24 protein-coding genes and 1 tRNA gene are annotated in these 23247 nt (G+C 33.7%); 16 read left to right on the top strand and 9 right to left on the bottom strand.

Features of this window, described 5'->3' with window-relative positions; genetic code table 11:
• Positions 1-2 precede the first annotated feature (2 nt).
• A tRNA-Gly gene (locus tag FND99_RS19435) sits at positions 3-75 on the top strand.
• A 137-nt stretch (positions 76-212) separates the two neighbouring features.
• On the opposite strand, the gene pepE is transcribed toward FND99_RS19435, so the two are convergent.
• On the bottom strand, positions 213-920 hold the full coding sequence (gene pepE / locus FND99_RS19430; RefSeq protein WP_144339590.1) for a dipeptidase PepE: 708 nt from the start codon (positions 918-920) through the stop codon (positions 213-215).
• A 164-nt stretch (positions 921-1084) separates the two neighbouring features.
• Here pepE and FND99_RS19425 point away from each other — a divergent pair, with 164 nt between their 5' ends.
• From FND99_RS19425 to FND99_RS19395, 7 genes are all read left to right on the top strand, one after another.
• Entirely contained in the window at positions 1085-1855 is a 771-nt protein-coding gene (locus FND99_RS19425; RefSeq protein ID WP_144339589.1) for a carboxypeptidase-like regulatory domain-containing protein, read from the top strand.
• On the top strand, positions 1842-2570 hold the full coding sequence (locus FND99_RS19420; RefSeq protein ID WP_144339588.1) for a carboxypeptidase-like regulatory domain-containing protein: 729 nt from the start codon (positions 1842-1844) through the stop codon (positions 2568-2570). The genes FND99_RS19425 and FND99_RS19420 overlap by 14 nt, the downstream gene beginning before the upstream one ends.
• Positions 2560-3315 (top strand): hypothetical protein, encoded by a 756-nt coding sequence (locus FND99_RS19415; protein WP_144339587.1) that lies wholly within the window; start codon positions 2560-2562, stop codon positions 3313-3315. The genes FND99_RS19420 and FND99_RS19415 overlap by 11 nt, the downstream gene beginning before the upstream one ends.
• Positions 3312-3818: a DUF6702 family protein gene (locus tag FND99_RS19410; RefSeq protein ID WP_144339586.1), complete on the top strand. Its 507-nt coding sequence runs from the start codon at positions 3312-3314 to the stop codon at positions 3816-3818. The genes FND99_RS19415 and FND99_RS19410 overlap by 4 nt, the downstream gene beginning before the upstream one ends.
• Before the next feature lie 66 nt (positions 3819-3884).
• Positions 3885-6131, top strand: a complete 2247-nt coding sequence (locus FND99_RS19405) for a M1 family metallopeptidase (RefSeq protein WP_144339585.1) — start codon at positions 3885-3887, stop codon at positions 6129-6131.
• A 241-nt stretch (positions 6132-6372) separates the two neighbouring features.
• Positions 6373-6720, top strand: a complete 348-nt coding sequence (locus FND99_RS19400; RefSeq protein WP_144339584.1) for a Sec-independent protein translocase subunit TatA/TatB — start codon at positions 6373-6375, stop codon at positions 6718-6720.
• A 1-nt stretch (position 6721) separates the two neighbouring features.
• A complete protein-coding gene (locus FND99_RS19395) occupies positions 6722-7285 on the top strand; it encodes a phosphatase PAP2 family protein (RefSeq protein ID WP_144339583.1) in 564 nt (187 codons plus the stop codon).
• A 217-nt stretch (positions 7286-7502) separates the two neighbouring features.
• Here FND99_RS19395 and FND99_RS19390 read toward each other — a convergent pair whose 3' ends face one another.
• The 5 genes from FND99_RS19390 to FND99_RS19370 all read right to left on the bottom strand — a co-directional run bounded on the left by FND99_RS19390 (position 7503) and on the right by FND99_RS19370 (position 11349).
• Entirely contained in the window at positions 7503-8144 is a 642-nt protein-coding gene (locus tag FND99_RS19390) for an O-methyltransferase (RefSeq protein WP_144339582.1), read from the bottom strand.
• A gap of 113 nt (positions 8145-8257) precedes the next feature.
• Positions 8258-8623, bottom strand: a complete 366-nt coding sequence (locus FND99_RS19385) for a hypothetical protein (protein WP_144339581.1) — start codon at positions 8621-8623, stop codon at positions 8258-8260.
• 201 nt (positions 8624-8824) lie between these two features.
• Entirely contained in the window at positions 8825-9376 is a 552-nt protein-coding gene (locus FND99_RS19380; protein WP_144339580.1) for a hypothetical protein, read from the bottom strand.
• A 78-nt stretch (positions 9377-9454) separates the two neighbouring features.
• Complete coding sequence (locus FND99_RS19375; protein ID WP_246074249.1) at positions 9455-10774, bottom strand: hypothetical protein; 1320 nt, start codon at positions 10772-10774, stop codon at positions 9455-9457.
• A 5-nt stretch (positions 10775-10779) separates the two neighbouring features.
• Positions 10780-11349 (bottom strand): YceI family protein, encoded by a 570-nt coding sequence (locus FND99_RS19370; RefSeq protein WP_144339579.1) that lies wholly within the window; start codon positions 11347-11349, stop codon positions 10780-10782.
• Between the two features lie 336 nt (positions 11350-11685).
• Between FND99_RS19370 and rlmN the strand changes: the two genes are divergently transcribed.
• Positions 11686-12735 (top strand): 23S rRNA (adenine(2503)-C(2))-methyltransferase RlmN, encoded by a 1050-nt coding sequence (rlmN, locus tag FND99_RS19365; RefSeq protein WP_144339578.1) that lies wholly within the window; start codon positions 11686-11688, stop codon positions 12733-12735.
• Positions 12736-12976: 241 nt separating this feature from the next.
• Here rlmN and FND99_RS19360 read toward each other — a convergent pair whose 3' ends face one another.
• Positions 12977-13837, bottom strand: a complete 861-nt coding sequence (locus FND99_RS19360; RefSeq protein WP_144339577.1) for a hypothetical protein — start codon at positions 13835-13837, stop codon at positions 12977-12979.
• 158 nt (positions 13838-13995) lie between these two features.
• On the opposite strand from FND99_RS19360, the gene FND99_RS19355 reads away from it, so the two are divergent.
• The 5 genes from FND99_RS19355 (at position 13996) to dnaG (ending at position 20029) form a co-directional block, all read left to right on the top strand.
• Positions 13996-14973 (top strand): polyprenyl synthetase family protein, encoded by a 978-nt coding sequence (locus tag FND99_RS19355; RefSeq protein ID WP_035651733.1) that lies wholly within the window; start codon positions 13996-13998, stop codon positions 14971-14973.
• A 212-nt stretch (positions 14974-15185) separates the two neighbouring features.
• A complete protein-coding gene (locus tag FND99_RS19350) occupies positions 15186-15746 on the top strand; it encodes an RNA polymerase sigma factor (RefSeq protein WP_144339576.1) in 561 nt (186 codons plus the stop codon).
• Positions 15733-16455 (top strand): hypothetical protein, encoded by a 723-nt coding sequence (locus tag FND99_RS19345; protein WP_144339575.1) that lies wholly within the window; start codon positions 15733-15735, stop codon positions 16453-16455. The genes FND99_RS19350 and FND99_RS19345 overlap by 14 nt, the downstream gene beginning before the upstream one ends.
• A gap of 150 nt (positions 16456-16605) precedes the next feature.
• On the top strand, positions 16606-17655 hold the full coding sequence (locus FND99_RS19340; protein ID WP_144339574.1) for a hypothetical protein: 1050 nt from the start codon (positions 16606-16608) through the stop codon (positions 17653-17655).
• Positions 17656-17959: 304 nt separating this feature from the next.
• Positions 17960-20029, top strand: coding sequence for a DNA primase (gene dnaG, locus FND99_RS19335; RefSeq protein WP_144339573.1), 2070 nt, complete (start codon positions 17960-17962; stop codon positions 20027-20029).
• A gap of 84 nt (positions 20030-20113) precedes the next feature.
• Here the strand turns inward: dnaG and FND99_RS19330 are convergent, their stop codons facing one another.
• Positions 20114-20743, bottom strand: coding sequence for a response regulator transcription factor (locus FND99_RS19330; RefSeq protein ID WP_026730588.1), 630 nt, complete (start codon positions 20741-20743; stop codon positions 20114-20116).
• A gap of 94 nt (positions 20744-20837) precedes the next feature.
• Positions 20838-21644, bottom strand: coding sequence for an NAD(+) synthase (gene nadE, locus FND99_RS19325; RefSeq protein WP_144339572.1), 807 nt, complete (start codon positions 21642-21644; stop codon positions 20838-20840).
• Positions 21645-21765: 121 nt separating this feature from the next.
• On the opposite strand from nadE, the gene gldB reads away from it, so the two are divergent.
• Both gldB and gldC read left to right on the top strand, forming a co-directional pair.
• The gene (gene gldB / locus FND99_RS19320; RefSeq protein WP_144339571.1) at positions 21766-22722 is read left to right on the top strand and encodes a gliding motility lipoprotein GldB; all 957 of its coding nucleotides are present in this window, start codon (positions 21766-21768) and stop codon (positions 22720-22722) included.
• On the top strand, positions 22722-23057 hold the full coding sequence (gldC, locus tag FND99_RS19315) for a gliding motility protein GldC (protein WP_155102616.1): 336 nt from the start codon (positions 22722-22724) through the stop codon (positions 23055-23057). The genes gldB and gldC overlap by 1 nt, the downstream gene beginning before the upstream one ends.
• Positions 23058-23247: the final 190 nt, after the last annotated feature.

Raw genomic sequence — 23247 nt, 5'->3', positions numbered from 1 at the left:
ATGCGAAAGTAGCTCAGTTGGTAGAGCTCCAGCCTTCCAAGCTGGTTGTCGCGAGTTCGAGCCTCGTCTTTCGCTCTTCAAAAGCCTCAAACATTGTTTGAGGCTTTTTTGTTTTTATTTCTTTTTAAACCATATAAGTTATATAAGTGAATTAAGTTTTTAGCTTAAGTTTTAATTAAATGAACTTATATAACTTATATGGTTTAAGAATTTTAGTTCAGGTTGCTCAAATCGCTTTCTGTTTCAAGCTCTATTGGTTGTTCGTTTTGTTTGAATAAACGTGCCTTAAGATTTCCTTTCAAAGTGATTTTATCACCTTTTACTTCAAGCCAACTTCCTTCTCTTAAGCCTAAAACCGGAATTGAATTGAAGGCATGGAATTCTTTAATTCTAGTTTCACGAGTTTCTCCCATGTGTTTTGACTGTAAATCTGGATCTAAATAATGCGGATTCAAATTAAACGGAATTAATCCTAAAGTCTGAAAACTTGGCGGGTAAATTATAGGCATGTCATTCGTGGTTTGCATTGATAAACCGCAAATATTGCTTCCTGCGCTGGTTCCTAAATAAGGAGTGCCGTTTTTTACGGTTTCAGCAAGAAGCTGCATGATATTATGTCTGTATAATTGCGTTACCAATAAAAAAGTGTTGCCTCCGCCTGTAAAAATGCCTTCTGCGTTTTTAATTGCTTCTTGTGCATCTTCAAATTCATGGATTCCTTTTACGGAAATATTGATTGATGCAAAAGCTTCAGAAACTTTTGCTGTGTAATCATCATGCGAAATACCCCCCGGACGTGCATATGGTATAAATAAAAGGTTTTTGCAATTTTTGAAATGGGATTGTAAAGTGGGTAATAAATACTCTAAGTAACTGCCTTCGTGAAGGGTAGAAGTGCTTGCAATAATGACGCTTTTCATAATTTTTAAAATCAGATTCTGTTTGCTAAAGATATTAAAAACTCTCATTTTGAAGGTGATTGCCAAGGTTTAATTAACATATTTTTACCAAGTCCTTAATATTAAATTTGGAACACATTAAGATATTTTTACGGCTTTAAGAATAATTTTAAATTTTTATCATTTTGATTAATAAAATTGCTTGTTTTTTGCTTGTGGTTTGGGGACAAAATGCTTGTTCGCAAGTTCAGGAACGAACTACTATTAATGGTAAAATAGCTTCTGTAGGTTCCGACTTAGAGGGTGTTTATGTCATTAATGCTAAAACAGAAGCAATGGTAATGACAAACGCTTCTGGTGCTTTTTCGATTTTGGCAAATGTTGGCGATACATTAGTTTTTTCATCAATACAGTTTAAGGAAAAGAGAGTTTTATTAACGGCTGATAATTTTTCAGATATCAATTTCACTGTTAAATTGAGTATGGTTATGAATCAATTACAGGAAGTTGTGGTTCGGAATTATAATGGTATAAACGCTGTCGCATTAGGAATTGTTCCAAACGGACAAAAAACATATACTCAAGCCGAAAGGAGATTACGTACTGCGACCGCTTTAGATCCTGAGGCAAATAGTGAAAATGGCATGGCTGGAGGATCGATTTCTATGGATCCTTTGCTTAATTTCTTTTCAGGACGAACGGCAATGCTTAAAAAAGAAGCAGAAGTAGAGAAGAAGGAAGCTTTTATGAAACTTTTGGAGCGTATGTTTACGTTGGAGCATTTTGTAAATGTTTTGAAAATTCCTAGTGAATATGTAAAAGGTTTTGAGTATTATGCTGTCGAAAATGATAAGTTTACGGTAATTTTGAACTCAAAAAATAAAACTTCGACGGAGTTTTTGCTGGCAGAACTAGCGACGAAATACAAAGAAATGATTGCAAGTGAAATTAAGTAGTTTTTTAAATATAGCCTTGTTTTTGCTGCTGGCGCAGTTCGGTTTCGGGCAAAATTTGGTTCGCAAAGAAGTTATTGGGCAAATTTTAGAACAATCTACTTCTGTTGATGGGGTTAATATTATCAATAATACAACTCAGGTTTCGACAGTTTCAGATGAAAACGGAATGTTTTCGATTGCTGTAAAAGAAGGTGATGTTCTTGTTTTTTCATCTGTAAATCTGGATCCGCTTAAGCACAGAATTACTCCTGAAGATTTGAATTTGGATAAACTTCTGATTAAAATGACTGCCAAAGAAATTGAATTGAAGGAAGTTGTTGTAAATGAAAATCCGCAAATTACAACTCAAAATCTGGGCATTGTTCCTTATGGGCAAAAAACATATACGCCGGCAGAAAGAAAAGTCTACACGGCAACTTCAACATCAATTGATAAATTATTAAACAAAATTTCAGGACGCACCACGATGCTCAAAAAGGAAGTGGTTGTGGAGAAAAAGGAGATGCTTTTCAGAAAATTGGAATACCTTTTTGAGGAGAATTATTATACGGAGCGATTGAAAATTCCTGTAGATGATATTAAAGGATTTCAATTATTTTGTGTGGATGATGCTCAATTTGCCGTATCTTTGAATACAAAGAACAAAACAATGAGTATGTTTTTAATCACAGATTTAGCCAGAAAATATTTAATTATCCTCGAAAATGAAAAATAATTTAGTACTATTCGTTGTTTGTGTGTTTTGTCAAATTGCATTAGGGCAAAATACAAACAGAAAGCCACTTCACGGACAAGTGGTAAATCCGTCATTAGCGATTGAAAGCGGTCATGTAATGAATATTAATGCAAACACCAGAACCTTTATAGGTGTTGGAGGATTGTTTGATATTTTGGCGCAGCCAAAAGATACTTTGGTATTTACCGGAATGGCATTTCAATCTAAAAAAATTGTTCTTACTGAAAAAGATTGTGCACAAATTCTTTTTGCTGTTCCCTTAGAATTGGTAAATAATCAACTGAAAGAAGTTGTGGTTCATAAGGATTTAAAAGTGAAATCATTGGGGGTTGGTTCTCAGTCAATTGTAGATATGCAGTTTGAAGATGACAAGCAGTCAGTAGCAAAAAACACTGTGATGTACTCTGATCAAACAATTAAATACGGAACTGATTTTGTTCGAATTTTCAAAGATGTCAAAAAGCTTTTGAAGAAAAAAGAGGATGTAAAAGAAGAAGAGATATCAGATATTGCGTTTGTTACCTATGCTAAAGATAATTTCAAACCTGATTTTTTTACTAAAACTTTAGGGTTAAAAGAAGATGAAATCGATCTGTTTTTAATGTATTGTTCTAACGATCCAGAATCAAAAAGACACGTTGATCCAGATCAGAAATTTGAACTTATAGACTTCCTAATCAATAAGAATAAAGAATTCAAAAAATCGAACGTTGTTCAAAAATGAAAAATAGATTAATTTATCCTTTAATCGGGATATTGTTTTTATCGCTGTCCGCATTTGCATTTCATAAATTTTATATGGGTGTTTTTCAGGTGAATTATGCTTCTGAAAAAAAAATGATTCAAATTACTTCCCGCATATTTGTGGACGATTTGAATAAAGGATTGGAGAAAAAATACCATAAAAAAACATTCATTGGTACGGAAAAAGAAACTCCTGAAGATGTTGAACTTCTGAAAAAATATCTTGCCGAAAATTTTGCGATTAAAGTAAACGGCCAAGCAAAAACAATCAGTTTTTTATCCAAAGAAGTTGAATCTGATGATGTTTTGGTTTGTTATTCCCGAATAAAAGATATCGAGAAGTTTAAAACGCTCGAAATTTCAAACTCTATTTTAGTTGATTGGAACGCTGAACAGCAAAACATTACACATATTACAGCATTTGGTACTAAAAAGAGTGTGCTTTTTACAGAATCTTCAAGGAAAGAAGTGTTAAAGTATTAAACAGGAGGTGAAATTATCATTTTAATTGTTATTTTCACACCCTGATAAAATTACCATTAAGCTTTTATGAAAAAACTTTCATTATTATTACTTTTTCCTGCAATGCTAGTTGCTCAGGAAAAGGCAAATACTCCAGCAGTTCCAAGGCAACAAGGAAAGTACGACACAAACAAATTCAGCCAAATGTATGATTTGCTGGCAACTCCAAATATGTTCCGTACGGCATCTGGAGCTCCAGGACCAGCTTATTACCAACAGCAGGCAGACTACAAAATTGATATCGAACTAGACGATAAAAATTCGAAAATAACAGGATCTGAGGTTATTACGTATTCTAATAATTCTCCAGACAATTTAGAATATTTATGGGTTCAGCTTGATCAAAATCAGGCTCGCGCTAATACGCAAAGCACTTTAGCGGAAAGCGAAAAAATCAGTCAAGTTTTACCATTAGATGGTTTTTCAAGCAAATATTTGAAAAAAGATCTAGAGCGCGGTTTTAATATTGAGCAGGTAAAAGATGCTAAAGGAAACCCAATGTCATATACGATCAATGAAACAATGATGCGTATTAACTTGGCAACTCCTTTGAAGCCGGGCGAGAAAATTTCTTTAGCTATTAAATGGTGGTATAACATCAATAATTATAGAAAAGAAGGCGGACGTTCTGGTTATGAATTATTCGAAAAAGACGGAAATAAATTATATGTAATTGCTCAATTCTATCCTAGAATGGCAGTTTACAATGATGTTGAAGGATGGCAGAATATGCAGTTCTGGGGAAGTGGAGAATTTGCACTTCCTTTTGGAAATTTCGATGTAAATATCACAGTTCCAGCTGATCACGTAATTGATGCAACAGGAGAATTGATGAACAGAAGCGAGGTTTTCACTGCAGAACAAGTTAAACGTTATGAGCAGGCTCAAAAATCATTTGACAAACCTGTCGTAATTGTAACTCAAGCAGAGGCTGAAGCGGCTGAAAAAGGTTTTTCTGAAAAGAAAAAAACATGGAAATTCAGTGCTAAAAACGTACGTGATTTCGGAATTGCTTCTTCAAGAAAATTCATCTACGATGCAATGGCTGTAAAATTAGGTGGTAAAGTTGTTATGGCAGAATCGGTTTATCCAAAAGAAGCAAATCCGCTTTGGGGAGAAACATCGACAATGGTTGTCGCGCATACTTTAAAAAGCTATTCATCTCACACTTTTGATTATCCTTATCCAAAAGCAGTTTCTGTTTCGGCAGAAGATCAAGGAATGGAATATCCAATGATTTGCTGGAATTTTGGTCGTCCTGACGAAAATGGAGTAACAAGCAAAGAAGTTAAAAACGGAATGATTGGTGTTGTTATTCACGAAGTAGGACACACTTTCTTCCCAATGATTGTAAATTCAGATGAGCGTCAATGGACTTGGATGGACGAAGGTTTGAATTCATTCTTGGAATATTTAGCAGAACAAGAATTAGATTCAAATTTCCCATCAAGACGTGGGCCAGCTAAAAATATTGTTCCGTACATGAGCGGTGACCAAAAGTTTTTGGAGCCAATTATGTCAAACTCTGAAACAATTGCTCAATTTGGAAATAACGCTTACGGAAAACCTGCTACAGGTCTTAATATTTTGAGAGAAGTAGTTATGGGGAGAGAATTGTTTGATTACGCTTTCAGAACATATGCAAACAGATGGAAGTTCAAGCACCCAACTCCAGAGGATTTCTTTAGAACTATGGAAGATGCATCTGCTGTTGATTTGGATTGGTTCTTCAGAGGATGGTTTTATTCAACTGATTTCGTAGATATCGGAATTAAAGATGTAAAACAATATTATGTTTCTGAAACTCCGACAACTGATTTAAAAGATGTAAAAGTTAGAAAAGGACGTTTTGGAACTGATAAAGGACCTTTTGTTTATTTAGTTTCTGGAGATAATGCTGAGGTTAACGCTTCTAGCAAAAAAGCATTGAAAGTTGAAGACGTAAAATTATTATCTGATTACGTAAATCAATCTTTTACTGCTGAAGAAAAAGCAAGTTTAAAATCTCCGAAATATTTCTACGAAGTAGAATTTAATAAACCAGGAGGTATGATCATGCCAATCTTAGTAGAGATAACTTATGAAGATGGTTCGAAAGATAATTATCAATATCCTGCACAAATCTGGAGAAAGAATAATGATACTGCTAAGAAAGTTTATGCAACTACAAAAGCAATCAAAAGCATTCAGATTGACCCAAAATTAATGACTGCTGATATTGATGTAACCAACAACGCTTGGCCAAAAACAGAAGAAAAATCAAAATTTGATTAAGAATAAAACTAAAAAGACTCTGAAAAGAGTCTTTTTTTTTTGATAATCCATGACCTGATTATGAAAATGGCGCACGGATGACACGGATTAAAGAGATTTTATATTGTATCAGTAAAAATCTGTTTAATCCGTGTTATCTGTGTGCTTTATTAAGTTAAGCCGGCAGTCGTTTTTTTAAGTAAATTTTAAAACTCTACGCAGCAAAATTTAATATCTTTGTGACCACACAAAAATTATAGATATGTTCGGTATAGGAGGAGGAGAATTAGTTTTCATACTGTTTATAGTATTAATGCTTTTTGGTTCAGACAAAGTGCCAGAAATTGCTCGTACAATGGGTAAAGCAATGGCGCAATTAAAAAACGCTACCAATGATATTAAAAGCGAGATTCAAAAAGGAGCTGAGGCTAATGGCCTTGACACTAAATCCCTTAATAGTATAACAGGAAACATCAATGCTCAAATCAATGAAGCAAAAACAAATCTGCTGGGAGATTCTGGAAATCTTTTAGGAGATACTGCAACAGAAATTGATAAAGTAAAAGAAGATATTGATTCCCTTTCAGGACCTATAAAACGCCAAATGTAATATGCTTGAAAAAATACAAGAACTGGATACAAACCTCTTTGTGTATCTGAATGGTTTAGGCTCTGAAACATACGATAAACTTTGGTTGATTATTACAAATCAGCTGTATTGGACACCTTTTTTTCTATTTCTTTTTTATCTTATTTATAAAAAAATAGGAGGAAAACAAACCTTGTATTTACTGCTTTTTATAGCGGTTTTAATTGCTTTTACAGATCAAACATGCAATTTGTTCAAACATACTTTTGAGCGTTTGCGACCATGTAACAATCCTGACTTAAAATCAATTATTCGTATTGTTCAGGTTCGACAATCCTATAGTTTTTTCTCAGGGCACGCTGCAAATACTATGGCGGTTGCAACCTTTTTATTCTTGGTTTTAAGAGACCGTATTAAATATTTAGGATTCTTGTTTTTATGGCCGCTAATTTTTGCTTACAGCCGTATTTATTTAGGATTGCATTATCCAGGTGATATTTTGGCTGGATATTTCTTCGGAGTACTTTTTGGATCTTTGATTTATTTGGTTTACCGAAAATTGAAGCCACAATATTTTCCAGAATAAGTTTATCAGAAGGTTCTGAGGTTCTAAGAGACTAAGATTCTAAGGTTTTTTAAAATAAATATAAAGTTATAAAAAAAACTCCAGCAAATGCTGGAGTTTTTTTTGTCATTTCGACTGAAAGGAGAAATCACACGAGTGGCTCGACAAAGATTGGTGATTTTCTTTGTGGAATTTCTGATGTGATTTCTCCTTTCAGTCGAAATGACAAATTGGAGTCTTACAAAACTCGACTCACCGTCAATCCATCACGAATTGGCAATAAAACCGTTTCAACTCTAGGATCATCTTTTAAAAGTTGATTGTATTCTAAAAGCACTTTTGTACTCACATCATTTGGATGAACTGGTTCTAGAATTTTTCCGCTCCACAAAACATTATCAGATAAAATAATGCCTCCTTTATTCATTTTTGGAACAATCATTTCCCAATAATTCAGATAATTTTCTTTATCGGCATCAATAAAAACCAAATCGAATTTTACATCAAGTGTCGGAATAATATCTACAGCTTCGCCCAAATGCTGAAAAATTTGTTTTCCCCAAGGTGAGGCATCAAAATATTTTCTTTGAAAATCAACCAATTCTTCTTTAATATCGATCGTATGCAATTGACCATTTTCCTGCATTCCTTCGCATAAACACAAAGCTGCATAACCGGTGTATGTTCCTATTTCAAGAATATTTACCGGATGAATCAACTTAGAAAGCATGCTCAAAACACGTCCTTGAAAATGACCACTCAACATCCTCGGCAAAAGAATTTTTTGATAGGTTTCCTTATTCAGTTTTGCTAATAACGCTGGTTCGTTTTCAGAATGCTGTTCGATGTAATCTTCAAGTTCTTGTGAAATAAAATGCATTTGTAGAGTCTTATAAATTTGAAGCAAAAATACAAAAATATAAGCTCCGTTTTTGGTGCATAAAAAAACCATTCGTTTAAGCGAATGGTTTTGGATTCAATTTTAAATGAAAATTATTTTTTCAAAGCTTCATTTACTTCTTTCGCTGTTTTTACAGTTCCGTCTTTTGCAGCTTTTGCCACGTTTTCAACTTTTTTTGCTCCTTTTTTAGTAGCATCTTTTACGTCTTCAGCAGCTTTTTTAGTAGCATCTTCAACATCATCAGCTGCTTTTTTTGTAGCGTCTTTTACATCTTGAGCTGCTTTTTCTGTTTTGCTTACCGCAGTGTCTTTAACTTCTTTAATATCTGTTGTCAATGAATCAACTTTGTTTCCAAGAGTCAATTCTTCATCTGTAGGTTTTGGCTCTTTTTTATCGCATGATTGTACAGCGAACGCTAGTAAAGCAACAACAGCTAAGCTTAAAATTTGTTTTTTCATAATGAGTTTTCTTTTTAGGTTTATTAAAAAATAAAAGGTTATATCGTCGAATAATAAAAATACAAATTTTAAAATAATTGCGCGCTTTGTAAGATTATTTTTCTTTTAAATGCTAGACAATTCTTGTGCCAAACTTTTTATTTTTTTTATACTTGATATTTTTTTTAAGATAAAAAATCTTAATTGGCACATACAAATTTTTTAGTTTTTGTAAAGGCTGAAATTTATAACTATATCATCTTTTACTTTTATCAAACCAGCCATTTTTACGGGTGGTTCTAATGCTATATCTGAGAACTTTAAGCCAAGTGTTCCTTGGATTTTATCGTCGGTTTTATACAAAACAAAGTCTTTGTATTTTAACGTTTTGTCTGTGATAAAAAAACTTAATCTGCATATGTAATTTTTTCCGTACGGTTTTACATCGGTAATAGAAACAGAACTGTTTGGAAATTGTTTTACTTTAACTGTTCCCTGCAGATCTTTGGTCATAATTTTGTTGCCACAGTCAAAATTGGACATTTTAATTTCAGTATTAAAAGTATTTTTTTTTGAAGAATTTACATAGACCGTATCTTTTGTCGTAAAAGTGTTTGAGCAATTGTATTTGCCAATAGTCGATGCTCCTGTAATTTCTATTTTTATTTTGTTTATTATCAGTATTGTATCTTCTGGAAAAAAAGTGGGTTTAGCACTTCCTAAGAAAAAGAAAATCGCTAAACCCGTAATTAAAATATAAAGTCTACTTAACATTTGTGTCAGAATGAAATTACTGCTTCGAACATTAATCCTTTAAAGCTTCCACCAAAAAGATCGTTTGGTGTTGCGCCGTTAAATTGAGAGAAGTTTTTTATAGTTCTGATTTACATAATCTAGTTTAGCCAAAACATTTTTAGTCATAAACCAACCTGCTGCAGCTTCAAATCTATTAATCTGAATAGCTTCAGCATTTGCATTTGCCAATTTTCCGTCAACTAAATTGTATTTTCCGCCGATATAAAATCTTTCATTTTCTCCAAAACGGTAAACCAAATCTGCAACATATTGATTCACTTTTCTGCTATCATCTGTTCCTTTATAATCACCTCCAGAAGTAAATTCTAAAGTTCCAAAGAATTCAAGACCTTTATATTTAATGAAAGGATTTATCATATAAGAAGTAGCCCAGTTTCCGTAATTAGGATTAAATCTTCCTGTGTCTTTATTCGCAGCTGGATCAAAATTATTTGCAACAGAACTTACAATTGCTCCGCTTGCTGGATTTATAATGTCATAATCAGAGTGGCTCATTACGCCATAAAAACGACTTCCCGCTCTGTCTGAAGCATATAAATTGCCACTAGAGTTTGCTGTATGGTAATAAGATCCGGTTAATCTGATTCTTAAATCTTGATTGATTTGTTTGTCCCAACCTAATTTTGCAAGAATAGAAGGACTTATAGTTGTATTGTTATCCGGTTTTGACGGAGTGGCAGGAGATGCAACAATTTCTTGAACGTTTTGATTTAATTTTGAGTTTGTTACTCCAATCATGCTTACAAATCCAGATCTGTTATAATAAACTTCAGCTCCCATTTCTGTAATGAAGGCATCCATGATATTGTTTCCTACGAATGGATTCATAAAGGCATTTCCGTTATCAGATCTTCTAAAGTGAGCATCACCGTAGTTGTTCTCCATCTGACCAATTTTGATCGTAGTATACTTCATGAAATCAGCAAGAAAATCTTTTTTAATAAAGTCTAATTTGTCAATTTGCAAATACCCTCCTTTTACCCAAGTTTCATTATGGTGTCTAGAAGCCAGATAAAGATCTAAATTCACACGGACACCATCATATAATTGAGCTCCAATCGTAAAGTTGGCATTTGGCAAATTGAAATTATTCTCAAGATTGTTTAATCTGTAGTTTGGTGCAGTCGCAAGGTTTTGCTGATCGTTGAACGAATTTACAGCTTGAAATTGAAGTGCAAACGCTGCACCCATATCAACGCTTAATCCTTTGAAAGCAACAGTGTCTTTTTTAACATCAAATTGATTAATTCCTTTTTGACCTCTCGGGATTTGATTTTGAATGTGGCCAAAACTAACCTGTGCGTTAATAGCAAATGTACTTGCTAACGTAATAAATAGGGCATAAATCTTCTTCATGGCGGTTATAAATTAAAGTTTAAATTGAATTTTATAGTCAAATCTTGTCCAGTTTTGATTGTTCCGAGCAATGCAGTTGGAGATTTCATTCCAAAATCAGTAAAAGTGATTTTGTTTGATCCCTGAAGGTTTAGCCCGTCTTTTGTAACAGTTGTTTTTGCGGTAGTTTTATAAATTTTGCTCACTCCAGCAATTGTATAAGTTCCTGTAAGTTCCCACGTTGTTTCGTTTATTTTTTCCGCAGATTTCAGAATATATTTGATGTTTTTATTTTTGTCTGTTTTCAAAGTTTCATAAGCAACTTTATCCATGCTTGTTTTTTCGCTTTTCACGCTTTCTGCCAAAAGGGAAACTGTTAATGATTCCAGATTCGTCAATTTTGAATTGACAATAGTCAAATTTGCCGATCCAGTTCCAGATCCCGATTTCATTTCCCAGTCATGCAATGTTGAAGTGCCTGCAACCGAAAAACTAGATTTAGGGTCTAACGTATATGATTTTTGTGCTGACGCAAATGTTGTGATTCCAAAAAACGCAATCACGATTGCAATTAATTTAATTTTATTAGTCTTCATTTTGTAATTTTTTTAGTATAAAAAATAAGTTAATTTATCGGTCCGATTTTATTTAGTACTAAGATTGTTTTTTAACTTGTATCAAAGGTCATCCTTTATTTTTCGGGAATACATGATATAAATCATTGTTAAAATTTTATTAAAAAAGTATTTAATAACTACATCGTTTTCATTTCTAGGAAAACCAATTATTGGAAAATTATCACGATAGAAATCTGAAAATTTTAACGTAAAGAAGTTTTTAATTTGTAGATTTTTTGATTTAAAAATCTTGGGTTTTAAGGAAGAATCCATCTAAAAATCAGAAAAAAGGACAAAAGTGCTTAACTTTGCAGCATGCAAATGGAGAAAAAAGACATAAGAGCCCTATCAAAAGAACAATTAAGAGATTTTTTTGTCGCAAATAATGACAAAGCTTTCCGCGGAAACCAAGTCTATGAATGGTTGTGGAGCAAAGGTGCACATAGCTTTGACGACATGACAAATGTTGCTAAAGCCACTCGTTCAATGCTTGAAGATAATTTTGTGATCAATCATATAAAGGTTGACACAATGCAGCGCAGCAGTGACGGAACAGTGAAAAATGCTGTACGCCTGCACGACGGATTAGTAGTGGAATCGGTTTTAATTCCGACCGAGACTAGAACAACAGCCTGTGTTTCGAGCCAAGTTGGTTGCAGTTTAGATTGTAATTTTTGCGCTACTGCGAGATTAAAGCGTATGCGAAATCTAGAGCCGGGCGAAATCTACGATCAGATTTTGGCAATCGACAAAGAAAGTCGTTTGTATTACAATCATCCGCTTTCGAATATTGTTTTTATGGGAATGGGAGAACCTTTAATGAATTATAACAATGTCATTAAAGCGATCGACATGGTTACTTCGCCAGAAGGTTTAGGAATGTCGCCAAAACGCATTATGGTTTCGACCTCTGGAATTCCTAAAATGATCAAAAAAATGGCCGATGACGAAGTAAAATTTAAATTGGCAGTTTCGCTTCATTCCGCGATTGATGAAACCCGCGCGAAGATCATGCCTTTCAGCAAAAATTTTCCTTTAAAAGATTTGCGTGAAGCATTGGAATATTGGTACAGAAAAACAAAAAGTAAAATCTCATACGAATATGTAGTTTGGAAAGGAATCAACGATGACAAAGCTTCTGTTGATGCTTTAGTGAAATTCTGCAAATATGTTCCTTGCAAAGTCAACTTGATTGAATATAACCCAATTGACGACGGAGAGTTTCAGCAAGCTTCAGAAGAATCGATTATGGCTTACATTAAAGCTTTGGAGAATATTGGTGTGGTTGTAAAAGTGCGACGAAGCCGTGGAAAAGATATCGATGCTGCTTGTGGGCAATTAGCAAATAAAGAAGCTGAAGTATAGTCCCTACGGGACAAAGGTGAGGCGCGATTAATATTCTACCAATATATAATCTCTCCGAGATAATCAAAATGAAAATGCTCCATTAGGAGCATCATATTGGTAGATAAAGAATACACATACATGCAAATGTCCCGTAGGGACTATATGTTTAAGATAAATTATAATTGTCAAAAACAAAAAAAGCATTAAGAATGAGAAATACCCTCAATCTTAATGCTTTTTTTTTGGGCAAAAAGGATTCTTATTTTTTCAAATCGATTTCTTCCGTAACTCCGTCTTTTGTAACTGTTGCGAGCGTATTGCATGTTCCGCCACCATAATCAATAACTGCCGTAGCTGCATTTTTGGTAACAGATACAACTCCTTTGACAGGGAAAGATGTTTTGCAAGATGCTTTAAATTGTAAAGGTGTTGTAATTTCAGCAGAAAAAGTATCTCCGTTTGGGAAAGTTGTTGTGCCGCTTCCAGTTACTAAATAAGCATTATCATCCCAGTCGAACCAAGTGTCAAAACCTTCAACCATTTCTTTAACTAAATTACCTTTTCTGGTATATACACCTCCATCATCAAAAGTAATAGTCATATCGATTGCTGCTGTAAAAACAGGATGTGCTGTTGCAAGCAAATCGGTTGCTTTTACCGTTCTCACGATGCTTTTGCTTCCTTGAAGTTTTTTGCCATTGTGGTAAAATCCATCAAAAGTATAACTGATAGTTTGTGTAGAAGATGCAAAATCATTAGAAAAAGAAATAATCATTTTTCCTTTAACTGTGTTTCCGTTTCCTAAAGTACAGCCATCAACACCAAAATCGACAGTTCTTGTCCAGGTGTTATTAGTTAATACTGTTGTAATAGTAGCACAACTCGGAAGGAAATTTTTAACCACGCCGCTTGGTTTTGCGGTTACGTTTTGCTGTGCGCTAAATTGATCTTCAGCAATATTCGTTACATCATCAATTGAGGCGTCAATTTTAGAATTTGTAACGATTTCATCCTTTGTAATTGCTGTAGATGAGCCGTCGTTTGTTTTTTCATCAGAGTTACAGCTGATAAAAAAAGATAAAGCTGCTAATGTTCCAATAAAGAAAATTTTTGTTTTCATAATAAATTAGTTTTCGTGATTTTAATTAATGAACTCAAATTAGGCTTTAACTAGATTGTGTTTTTTGGTGGTGAATTTATATTAGTATGCAAATTGTTGATATACTAACATAAAATACACAACGTTTTTTTATTTAAAATAGTATATTTGAAATCGAAATGAATATTACTTCCCAAATAAAACAGCCTATTTTTAACGAAATGGAACTTTTCGAAAAAAAGTTTCATGAATCGATGACTTCAAAAGTCGCGCTGCTGAATCGTATTACGTACTATATCGTAAATCGAAAAGGAAAGCAAATGCGTCCGATGTTCGTTTTTTTAACGGCAAAAATGGTCTCTGGAGGTGTTGTAAACGAAAGAACATATCGAGGAGCTTCGGTAATCGAATTGATTCATACGGCAACTTTAGTTCACGATGATGTGGTGGATGACAGTAATCGCCGACGTGGATTTTTCTCAATCAATGCGCTTTGGAAAAACAAAATTGCTGTTCTTGTTGGAGATTATTTGCTTTCAAAAGGTTTGCTGCTTTCTATTGACAACGGCGATTTTGATTTACTCCGAATCATTTCTGTAGCCGTTCGCGAAATGAGCGAAGGTGAATTGCTTCAAATAGAAAAAGCCCGAAGACTCGATATTACCGAAGATGTTTATTACGAAATTATCCGAAAGAAAACCGCAACACTTATCGCTGCTTGTTGTGCGCTTGGTGCAAAAGCGGTAATTGAAGATGATGCGCAGGTTGAAAATATGCGAAAGTTTGGTGAATTGATCGGAATGGCTTTTCAAATAAAAGATGATTTGTTTGATTACAGCGAAGAAGCAATTGGTAAACCAACCGGAATCGATATTAAAGAGCAAAAAATGACTTTGCCTTTAATTCACGTTTTGAATACTTGTACTCCGCAAGAAAAAAAGTGGTTGATAAACTCCATCAAAAACCACAACAAAGACAAAAAACGTGTAAAAGAAGTTATTGCTTTTGTAAAAGATAATAATGGTTTGGCTTACGCCGAAAACAAAATGGTCGAATTCCAGCAAGAAGCACTTTCTCTACTTCAAAACTTCGAAGATTCAGAGTATAAAGACGCTTTGACTTTAATGGTCAACTACGTCATCGAAAGAAAAAAATAATTTTTTAATTAGATAATTAGAAAATTTGTCAATTAGATAATTGTTTTACTTTGTTGTAAATCAGTTATGTATTTCTGTGGATTGTAATTTGGAGTTTATTTTTTTATTTTTTTTTTTTTGAAAATTTTTCACCCTCATGCAACCATTTTAAATCGACAATCGTCTATGCTAATAGAAGTCTGTTTCTAAAACCAAAAACCGAAAGCTTATTAATGAAAATTATTTCGTTACATCAAGAAGAAACCAAAATCATAAAGCTGGCTGTCGAAAACAATCGTCAGGCACAGCAACAGATTTATGGTAAGTTTTCTTCAAAAATGCTAAGCGTTTGTCGACAATATATAAAAGATATTCAGCTGGCAGAAGATGTAATGATAACGGCTTTTATGAAAGTGTTTACCAACTTAAACAAATTTGAACACAAAGGAAGTTTTGAAGGCTGGATTCGCCGAATTATGGTTAACGAATGTATTTCATATTTAAGAGTTCAGAAAAAGGTAGAATTTGCTGAAGATGAATTTTTTGTTGAAGAGAGTTTTAATGAAATCGACAGCCAGTTTACTGTTGAACAGATTCAGTTTTTAATTGATGCTTTGCCTGACGGCTATAAAATGGTTTTCAATTTATATGCGATCGAGGGTTACAAACACAATGAAATTGCCAAGATGTTAGGAATTAATGAAGGAACATCGAAATCGCAATTGTCGCACGCTAGAAAAATGCTGCAAACACAAATTACTATTTTAAAAAAACAAGATAATGGAACCGAATAATTTTGAAAAGGATTTCCGTGAAAAACTAAATCAGCGACAAATTGACCCAAGCGACAAAGCCTGGGATCGATTGGATGCAATGTTGAGTGTTGCCGAAGAAAAACCTAAAAAGAAAAGCAAAAAATGGTTGTACATCGCTGCAAGTGTTATCGGATTTTTATTGGCTGGAACTTTCTTTTTTAATCAAAAAGAAAATGCTGTTGAAACTCCAAAAAATAGGGTAGTTGAAAAAGAAGCTGAAAAAGATTCGGTTGAAAAGCCAGTTTTAAACAACATTGATTCGGTTAAAAATGAAATCGCAGTTTCTGAAAATCCTTCAAAGGAAACTTTAAATAAAGAAGAAAAAAATAATACTAAGCCTTCAGAACAAAAATCAGAGAAAATCAGGAAGAATGAATCAAATCAAATAGCGGAGTCTTCAGTCATCATCAAAAACAATCAAGAAAAACAATCAGTAAATAATCAAACTACAATTGCCGAAACACCTAAAAAAGAAAATGTAGATCAATTGCTGAATACGGCCGAAAAAACAATTGTTGTCGAAAATACACCGAAGCCAAAAGCAAAAATTAAAGTCAACGCCGATGACTTATTGAATCAAGTTGACGGCGAATTAGAAGAGTCGTTTCGAGAAAAAGTAATCACAAAAGTCAATAGAAACTATCAGACGGTAAAAGTGGCTTTGGCAAATAGAAATCAGCAGGAGTGAGTAAGAAGCTAGGATAAAGAGGCAAGAAGCAAGAAACAAGAAAAAGATATAGATTTTCAGTTCGGGACAACTCGATAAAGAGTCAATGAAAATTTACCATTCACAATTTACCATTCACAATTAAATTAATCATCATCAATCAAATCAATCATGAAAAATTTTACCATTTATCTAGTAGTTCTAATTTTCTTATTTGTCAGCAAGGTTCTGGGACAGGAAACTTTTGAATCAAAAGCGAAGAAAATTGCCAATAAAATCGAGAAAGTTACTAAAGAAGAAAAAGAAACTTTGAAGCAAGAAGTTGAAGCCGTAAATGTGCAATTATCTGAAGGGAAAATTACGCAAGAACAAGCTGATAAACGCAAGAAAGAATTGGCAGAAGCCAGAGCTGTTATTATTGAAGAAAAAGTGACTTTGGCTCAAAATGAATTAAACGATCTTGTACAGCAAAAAGTAGACGGAAAACTTAAAGAACAAGATTCGACAAAGAAAGGCAAAGTTGTTATTTATTGGGATAAAAATGACTGGAATCATAAAAAATGCAAAGACTCGATTCACGGCGAAAGAAGAACAACAACGCAGTTTGTCTTCGCGCTAGGCTTGAATAATATGATGGTTGATGGAAAATATCAGGATTCAAATTACAGTTTTATAGGTTCACATTTTTATGAATGGGGTTTTACGTATAATTCAAGATTGATGAAAAACGATAATTTGCTTCACGCTAAATATGGGCTTTCATTAATGTATAACAATATTCGTCCGACGGATAATCGCTATTTTGTCGTAAATGGCGATCAGACAAACTTGGAAACGAACGCGATAAATTTAACCGAATCACGTTTTAGAAATGTTTATTTAGTGCTTCCTGCTCATTTAGAATTTGATTTTACAAGACCAACAGTAAAAGATGGGAAAACCTATTTTAAAACACATAAAAGCTTCCGTTTTGGAGTGGGAGGTTACGCCGGAATCAATGTAAAATCAAAACAGATTTTAAAATTTGAAGAGGAAGATTTGAAATATAAAAGCACCATAAAAGGCGAATACAACGTAAATAATTTCATTTATGGTGTGAGTTCATACATTGGTTACAGAGAATTAAGCTTGTATGTGAAATACGATTTGAATCCGTTGTTTCAGAACAATTTAATTAAAGAAAACAATATTTCTATTGGACTTCGATTTGATTGTAATTAATTATATTTTTTTCAAACACATAGAAACATAGATTTTATTTACAAAAAAGAATTAAAAAGAAACTAGTTTCAACACTTACCTAACTATGTTTGTTTTAAATAAGGGAAACGCCTTTTTTTAGCTAATTGGATCTATGTTTCTATGTGTTAAAATTGATTTCGCCCAACATACGATATGTATATGGCTTAAGTTTAGTTAGTAGAAAAAGTGCTTCGTGAGGGGCACTTTTTTTAGTTTTAAAATAAATTTCAGGATGGATTTATGTACTTTTACAGGCTTTCAACTTTAAAAATAAATTTACGTTTTGATTTCACAAAATACAATTGATACTGTTTTTGAAACTGCTCGAGTAGAGGAGGTTATCGGCGATTTTGTTAATTTGAAGCGTGCAGGAAGCAACTTTAAAGGGTTGAGTCCATTCTCAGATGAGCGCTCTCCCTCGTTCATGGTTTCGCCCGCAAAAGGAATTTGGAAAGATTTCAGTACCGGAAAAGGCGGAAATTCTGTTAAATTTTTGATGGAGCATTCGCAGTTTACTTATCCAGAAGCGATTCGGTATTTAGCCAAAAAATACAATATCGAAATTGAAGAAACAGAGCAGTCTGAAGCAGAAAAAGCAAATACAGATATTCGTGAAAGTATGTATTTGGTTTCTGAATTTGCTGCCAAATATTTTCAGGATGTTTTATTAAATTCTGAGGAAGGAAAAGCCATTGGTTTGTCTTATTTTAAAGAAAGAGGATTTACAAATGAAACCATTAAAAAATTCAATTTAGGATATTCTCCGGAAACTTGGGATGCTTTGACAAAAGAAGCATTAGGAAAAGGCTATAAATTAGAATTTTTAGAAAGCACGGGATTGACCATTCCTAGAGAAGATCGTCCTTTTGACCGATTTAAAGGCCGTGTGATGTTTCCAATTCAAAGTATGTCGGGCAGAGTTTTAGGTTTTGGCGGACGTATTTTAACCAATGACAAAAAAGCTGCAAAATATCTGAATTCGCCAGAAAGTGATATTTACCATAAAAGTAAAGTGCTTTACGGAATTTATCATGCCAAGCAATCGATCGCCAAACAAAACAATTGTTATTTGGTTGAAGGTTATACCGATGTAATTCAGTTTAGCCAAGCCGGAATTGAGAATGTTGTAGCTTCATCCGGAACTGCTTTAACGCCAGATCAGATTCGTTTGATTAATCGATTGACACGAAATATTACTGTGCTTTTTGACGGAGATGCTGCTGGTTTGCGTGCTTCTATCCGAGGAATCGATTTGATTCTAGAAGAAGGTATGAATGTTAGAGTTTGTTCATTTCCCGATGGAGAAGATCCAGATAGTTTCGCCCGCAAAAATTCACATGATGAATTAGTCGCTTATTTAGAAAACAACAGCAAAGATTTTATACAGTTTAAAGCTTCGATTTTGATGAACGAAGCAAAAAACGATCCTATAAAAAAAGCCGATTTGATTCGGGATATGGTAGCCAGTATTTCAAAAATTCCAGATCGCATCCAGCGTGAAGTATATATTCAGGAATGTGCCCGAATAATGGATATTTCTGAGCAGGTTTTGGTGAGTACTTTGGCGCAGTTGATTCAAAAAGATATTGCCGAAGCTAATAAAAAGCAAAAACAAGAACAAAGGCCTTTTGAAGTTCATAGAAATCAGCCTCCGCAAGCAGGTACATTCTCAGGAGGAGATCCGGAAGATCCAAGAACTGGACCGCCAGAAGGTTATGATTATCCTGGAGACGCAGGATATTCAGCAGAGCAAAATCAAAAAGTCGATATTTTATATGAATTCGAAAGAAAGGTTATTGAAATCCTTCTTTTGTACGGAAGCGTCGTTGAAAGTTTCGAAGATGTTTTCCTAAAAGCTGATGAAGAGGGAAATATAAAAGAGGTTTCTGAAAAAAAAGAATATAAAGTTTTTGAAAAAATATATTTGAGTCTTCAAGAAGATGAGATTGAGTTGTCAAATACTTTGTTTCAAAGCATTTTCAATGGTTTAATCGATTTTTACAATCAAAATGAGACATTTAGTCTAGATAAATATTTAATGCATTTGCCTCCAGAATTTGCTCAGGAAGTAACAAATATTTTAATGGAAGATGAAAAAGTAGTCATTCACGATTGGGAAGGGCAAAATATTTTTCCGAAACACAAAAATGTAACAATCGAGCAAAATGTATCAGATACTATATTTTCGCTACGTTGGTATTTGGTTTCAAAAATCATTCAGGATTTGAAAAATTCTTTGATGACAGATCCGCAGGAAGATAATTCGGAAGTATTATCGATGGTGGTTGATTATTCGAAACTGCTCAATAATTTTTCGAAGAAATTAGGACGGGTAGTAGTTCCATATCACTAATAATTCAAAAAGCTCTATATCGATAATCAATATAGAGCTTTTTTTTATGACTGATGGTTTTGCCGGGGCAAATCAACCATTAATTTAAATAATTTCTAAAGTCTTAGCTTTGTTTACTAAGTCAACTAAATTAGTAACATTCAATTTAGTCAATAATCTTAATTTGTAAGTACTGATCGTTTTTTCGTTCAGATTTAAGATTTTAGAAATTTCATTGTTTTTCTTTCCGTCACTTAAGTAACGTAAAACTTCAATCTCGCGATTAGAAAGTTTTCTGTACAAACGTTCGCTTTTGCTTTGTTTAGCAATAAGGGCCATGTTTTTGCGAACTGTTTCGTTGATAATAATTTTTCCTTCGTGTACTTTAATAATAGAAAGACCTAATGTTTCAAGTTTTTCTGTTTTGTGTACATACCCAGAAACCCCTGCTTTAATTGCATTTGGAGCATACATTTGTTCAGCGAGGTCACTAAAAATTACAATTTTTGTTTTTGGGAAGTTTTTCAAGATAGATTTAACTTCAAAGATGCTCGAAAGACCTTCTAACTCTAAATCTAGAATTAGGATGTCGATCTCCTTCGTTTGAAGAATATCTCTAACCATTGAAAAATTGCCTACGTTGGCAACAATTGAAATTTGATCGTGGTCTTTGAAATAAGACTTAACGCCAAAGTGCGTCACAGGATGATTGTCTGCTAGACATACTTTAATCATAATTTTTACCTTTTTAGAATTGTTATCATGTTTTTGGAACGGTAAAATTAATAAATAAATTCTGTAGTTTATAACAGACAAATGTTAAAAAGTTTTATTTTAACGTTTTTGGTATCAAACATACCGGAATTGCATCCATTTTGTGCTTGTTGCTGGTGTTTAATCGTTTATAAATTTCGAAGACAGATTTTTCTCTCCCATTAAAGTCATCTGCCGTTTTTCCTGACTCCGCTGCCAACATTGCCCATTCGAGTTCGTCATAACTTGCTCCTAATTGGTCTTCATCTGTACGATTGTCGCCAAATAATCCGTCTGTTGGAGCTGCTGTTAAAATGGATTGTGGAATTTCTAAAAATTCTCCCAAAGCATAAACATCAGATTTCATCAAGTCGGCAATTGGACTTAAATCGACACCGCCGTCTCCGTATTTTGTGTAAAATCCTACACCAAAGTCTTCCACTTTATTTCCTGTTCCTGCAACTAAAAGGCCGTGAATTCCTGCTAAATAATATAAAGAAGTCATTCGAATACGAGCGCGTGTATTAGCTAAAGAAAGGCTAACCTTTGCTTCGTCATCAGTTTTTGGAACCGAGGCCTTAAAAGCTTCAAAAGTAGCCGTTAAATCGGTTTCTACGCTTGAAACATTAGGGAATCGTTTTTTCAATTGCTCAATATGTTCTTTTGCTCTCGAAACTTGACTTTCGGCTTGATGAATCGGCATTTCAACACATAAAACCTGTAAACCAGTCTGTGCACATAAAGTTGAGGTAACCGCAGAATCAACTCCGCCAGAAATTCCAATTACAAAACCGTTCACTTTTGCGCGTTCAGCATAATTTTTTAGCCACTCTACAATGTGGATATTTACTTTTTCTGTTTGAATAGTACTTTTTTTAGCCATAATAATTCAAGTTTTAAGATACAGGGGTGTATATTTGCACAAATATTTTTGATTACATATATTACATAAATAACATATATATGTAGTTTAATTCCAGCAACACAAATCTAATTAAAATAAAATGAAATTATACCGCTTTACGTTGCTTCTGTGTCTGTTTTTTTTGTCGTGTGAACAAAAAAGCAAAGTCGAAAAAGAAGTTGAAGAAATTCCGGTTGATGTTAAGGTAGAACGTTTTGATAAAGCATTTTTTGAAGCAAAACCTGAAGATCTAGGAAAATTAAAAAAGCAATATCCTTACTTTTTTCCAGCTGGAAATGATGATGCAGTATGGATAAAAAAAATGCAGGAGCCAATTTGGCGCGAAGTGTACAGCGAAGTGCAGAAAAAATACAGCAATTTTGAACCTGTTCACCAAGAATTCAATTCGCTTTTTCAGCATGTAAAATATTATTTTCCCAAAACCAAAACGCCAAAAGTAATTACCGTTATTGGAGAAATGGATTATAATGCAAAAGCAATTTATGCAGACAGTCTGGTAATTGTCGCGTTAGAATTGTATTTAGGAAAAGAGCATAAATTTTATGAGTTTCCCAATTATTTGAAACAAAATTTTGAAGAGAAACAAATCATGCCAGATGTGGTTTCGAGTTTTACTTACCGAAATATTCCTGTTTATGGTGAAAAAAATCTGGTTTCTCAAATGATTTTTGAAGGAAAGCAATTATATGCAAAAGATTTATTGCTGCCTGAATATTCAGATGCTGATAAGATTGGATATACACCAGAACAAATTAAATGGTGTGAGGAAAATGAAGCGTATATGTGGCGTTATTTTATGGAAAAAGAAATGCTGTACAGCGATGATCCAAAACTTACAACCCGATTTATTGCTCCGGCTCCGTTTTCTAAATTTTATTTAGAAATCGACAACGATTCGCCAGGAAGAGTTGGTGCTTGGATTGGCTGGCAGATTGTGCGTTCGTACATGAAAAACAATAACGTAACTTTGCCGGAATTATTAAAAGTTAATGCGAAAGAGATTTTCGAAAAGTCAAAATATAAACCTAAGAAATAATGTCAAATACAATAAATTCAGAAATTAAATTCAATATAGAATTAGATGAAAATCGCGTTCCAGAAAAATTAACTTGGAGTGCGCAAGACGGCGGTGTTCAGGCAGAAGAAGCAAAAGCGATTATGCTTTCTATCTGGGACAGCAAAGCAAAAGAAACGATGCGTATCGATTTATGGACAAAAGATATGCCGGTAGACGAAATGAAAATCTTTTTCCATCAAACTTTAGTTGCTATGGCTGATACTTTTAAGCGCGCAACCGATGATGAGAAAATGTCGGACACAATGAAAGATTTCTGTGATTATTTTGCAGAAAAACTGGAGCTTACGAAGTAATTAAAAATGACAAACGATTGCTAATATAAACCCGACAGGTTTTTAAAACCTATCGGGTTTTCTTATGCCGATGAATTAAAGTGATCAATAAAAATCCCAAATTCCAATCTTAGAGATTGAGTTTGGGATTTTTTTGTTTTTTATTTTGTAAATTGTCTTGGTAAACCCAAATGATATGTTGTTTCCTTTT

This window comes from Flavobacterium daemonense (assembly GCF_007341385.1).
Classification (GTDB): domain Bacteria; phylum Bacteroidota; class Bacteroidia; order Flavobacteriales; family Flavobacteriaceae; genus Flavobacterium; species Flavobacterium daemonense.
Note: the sequence above shows the minus strand (reverse complement) of the source record. Positions and strands in the feature narration are given on the sequence as shown.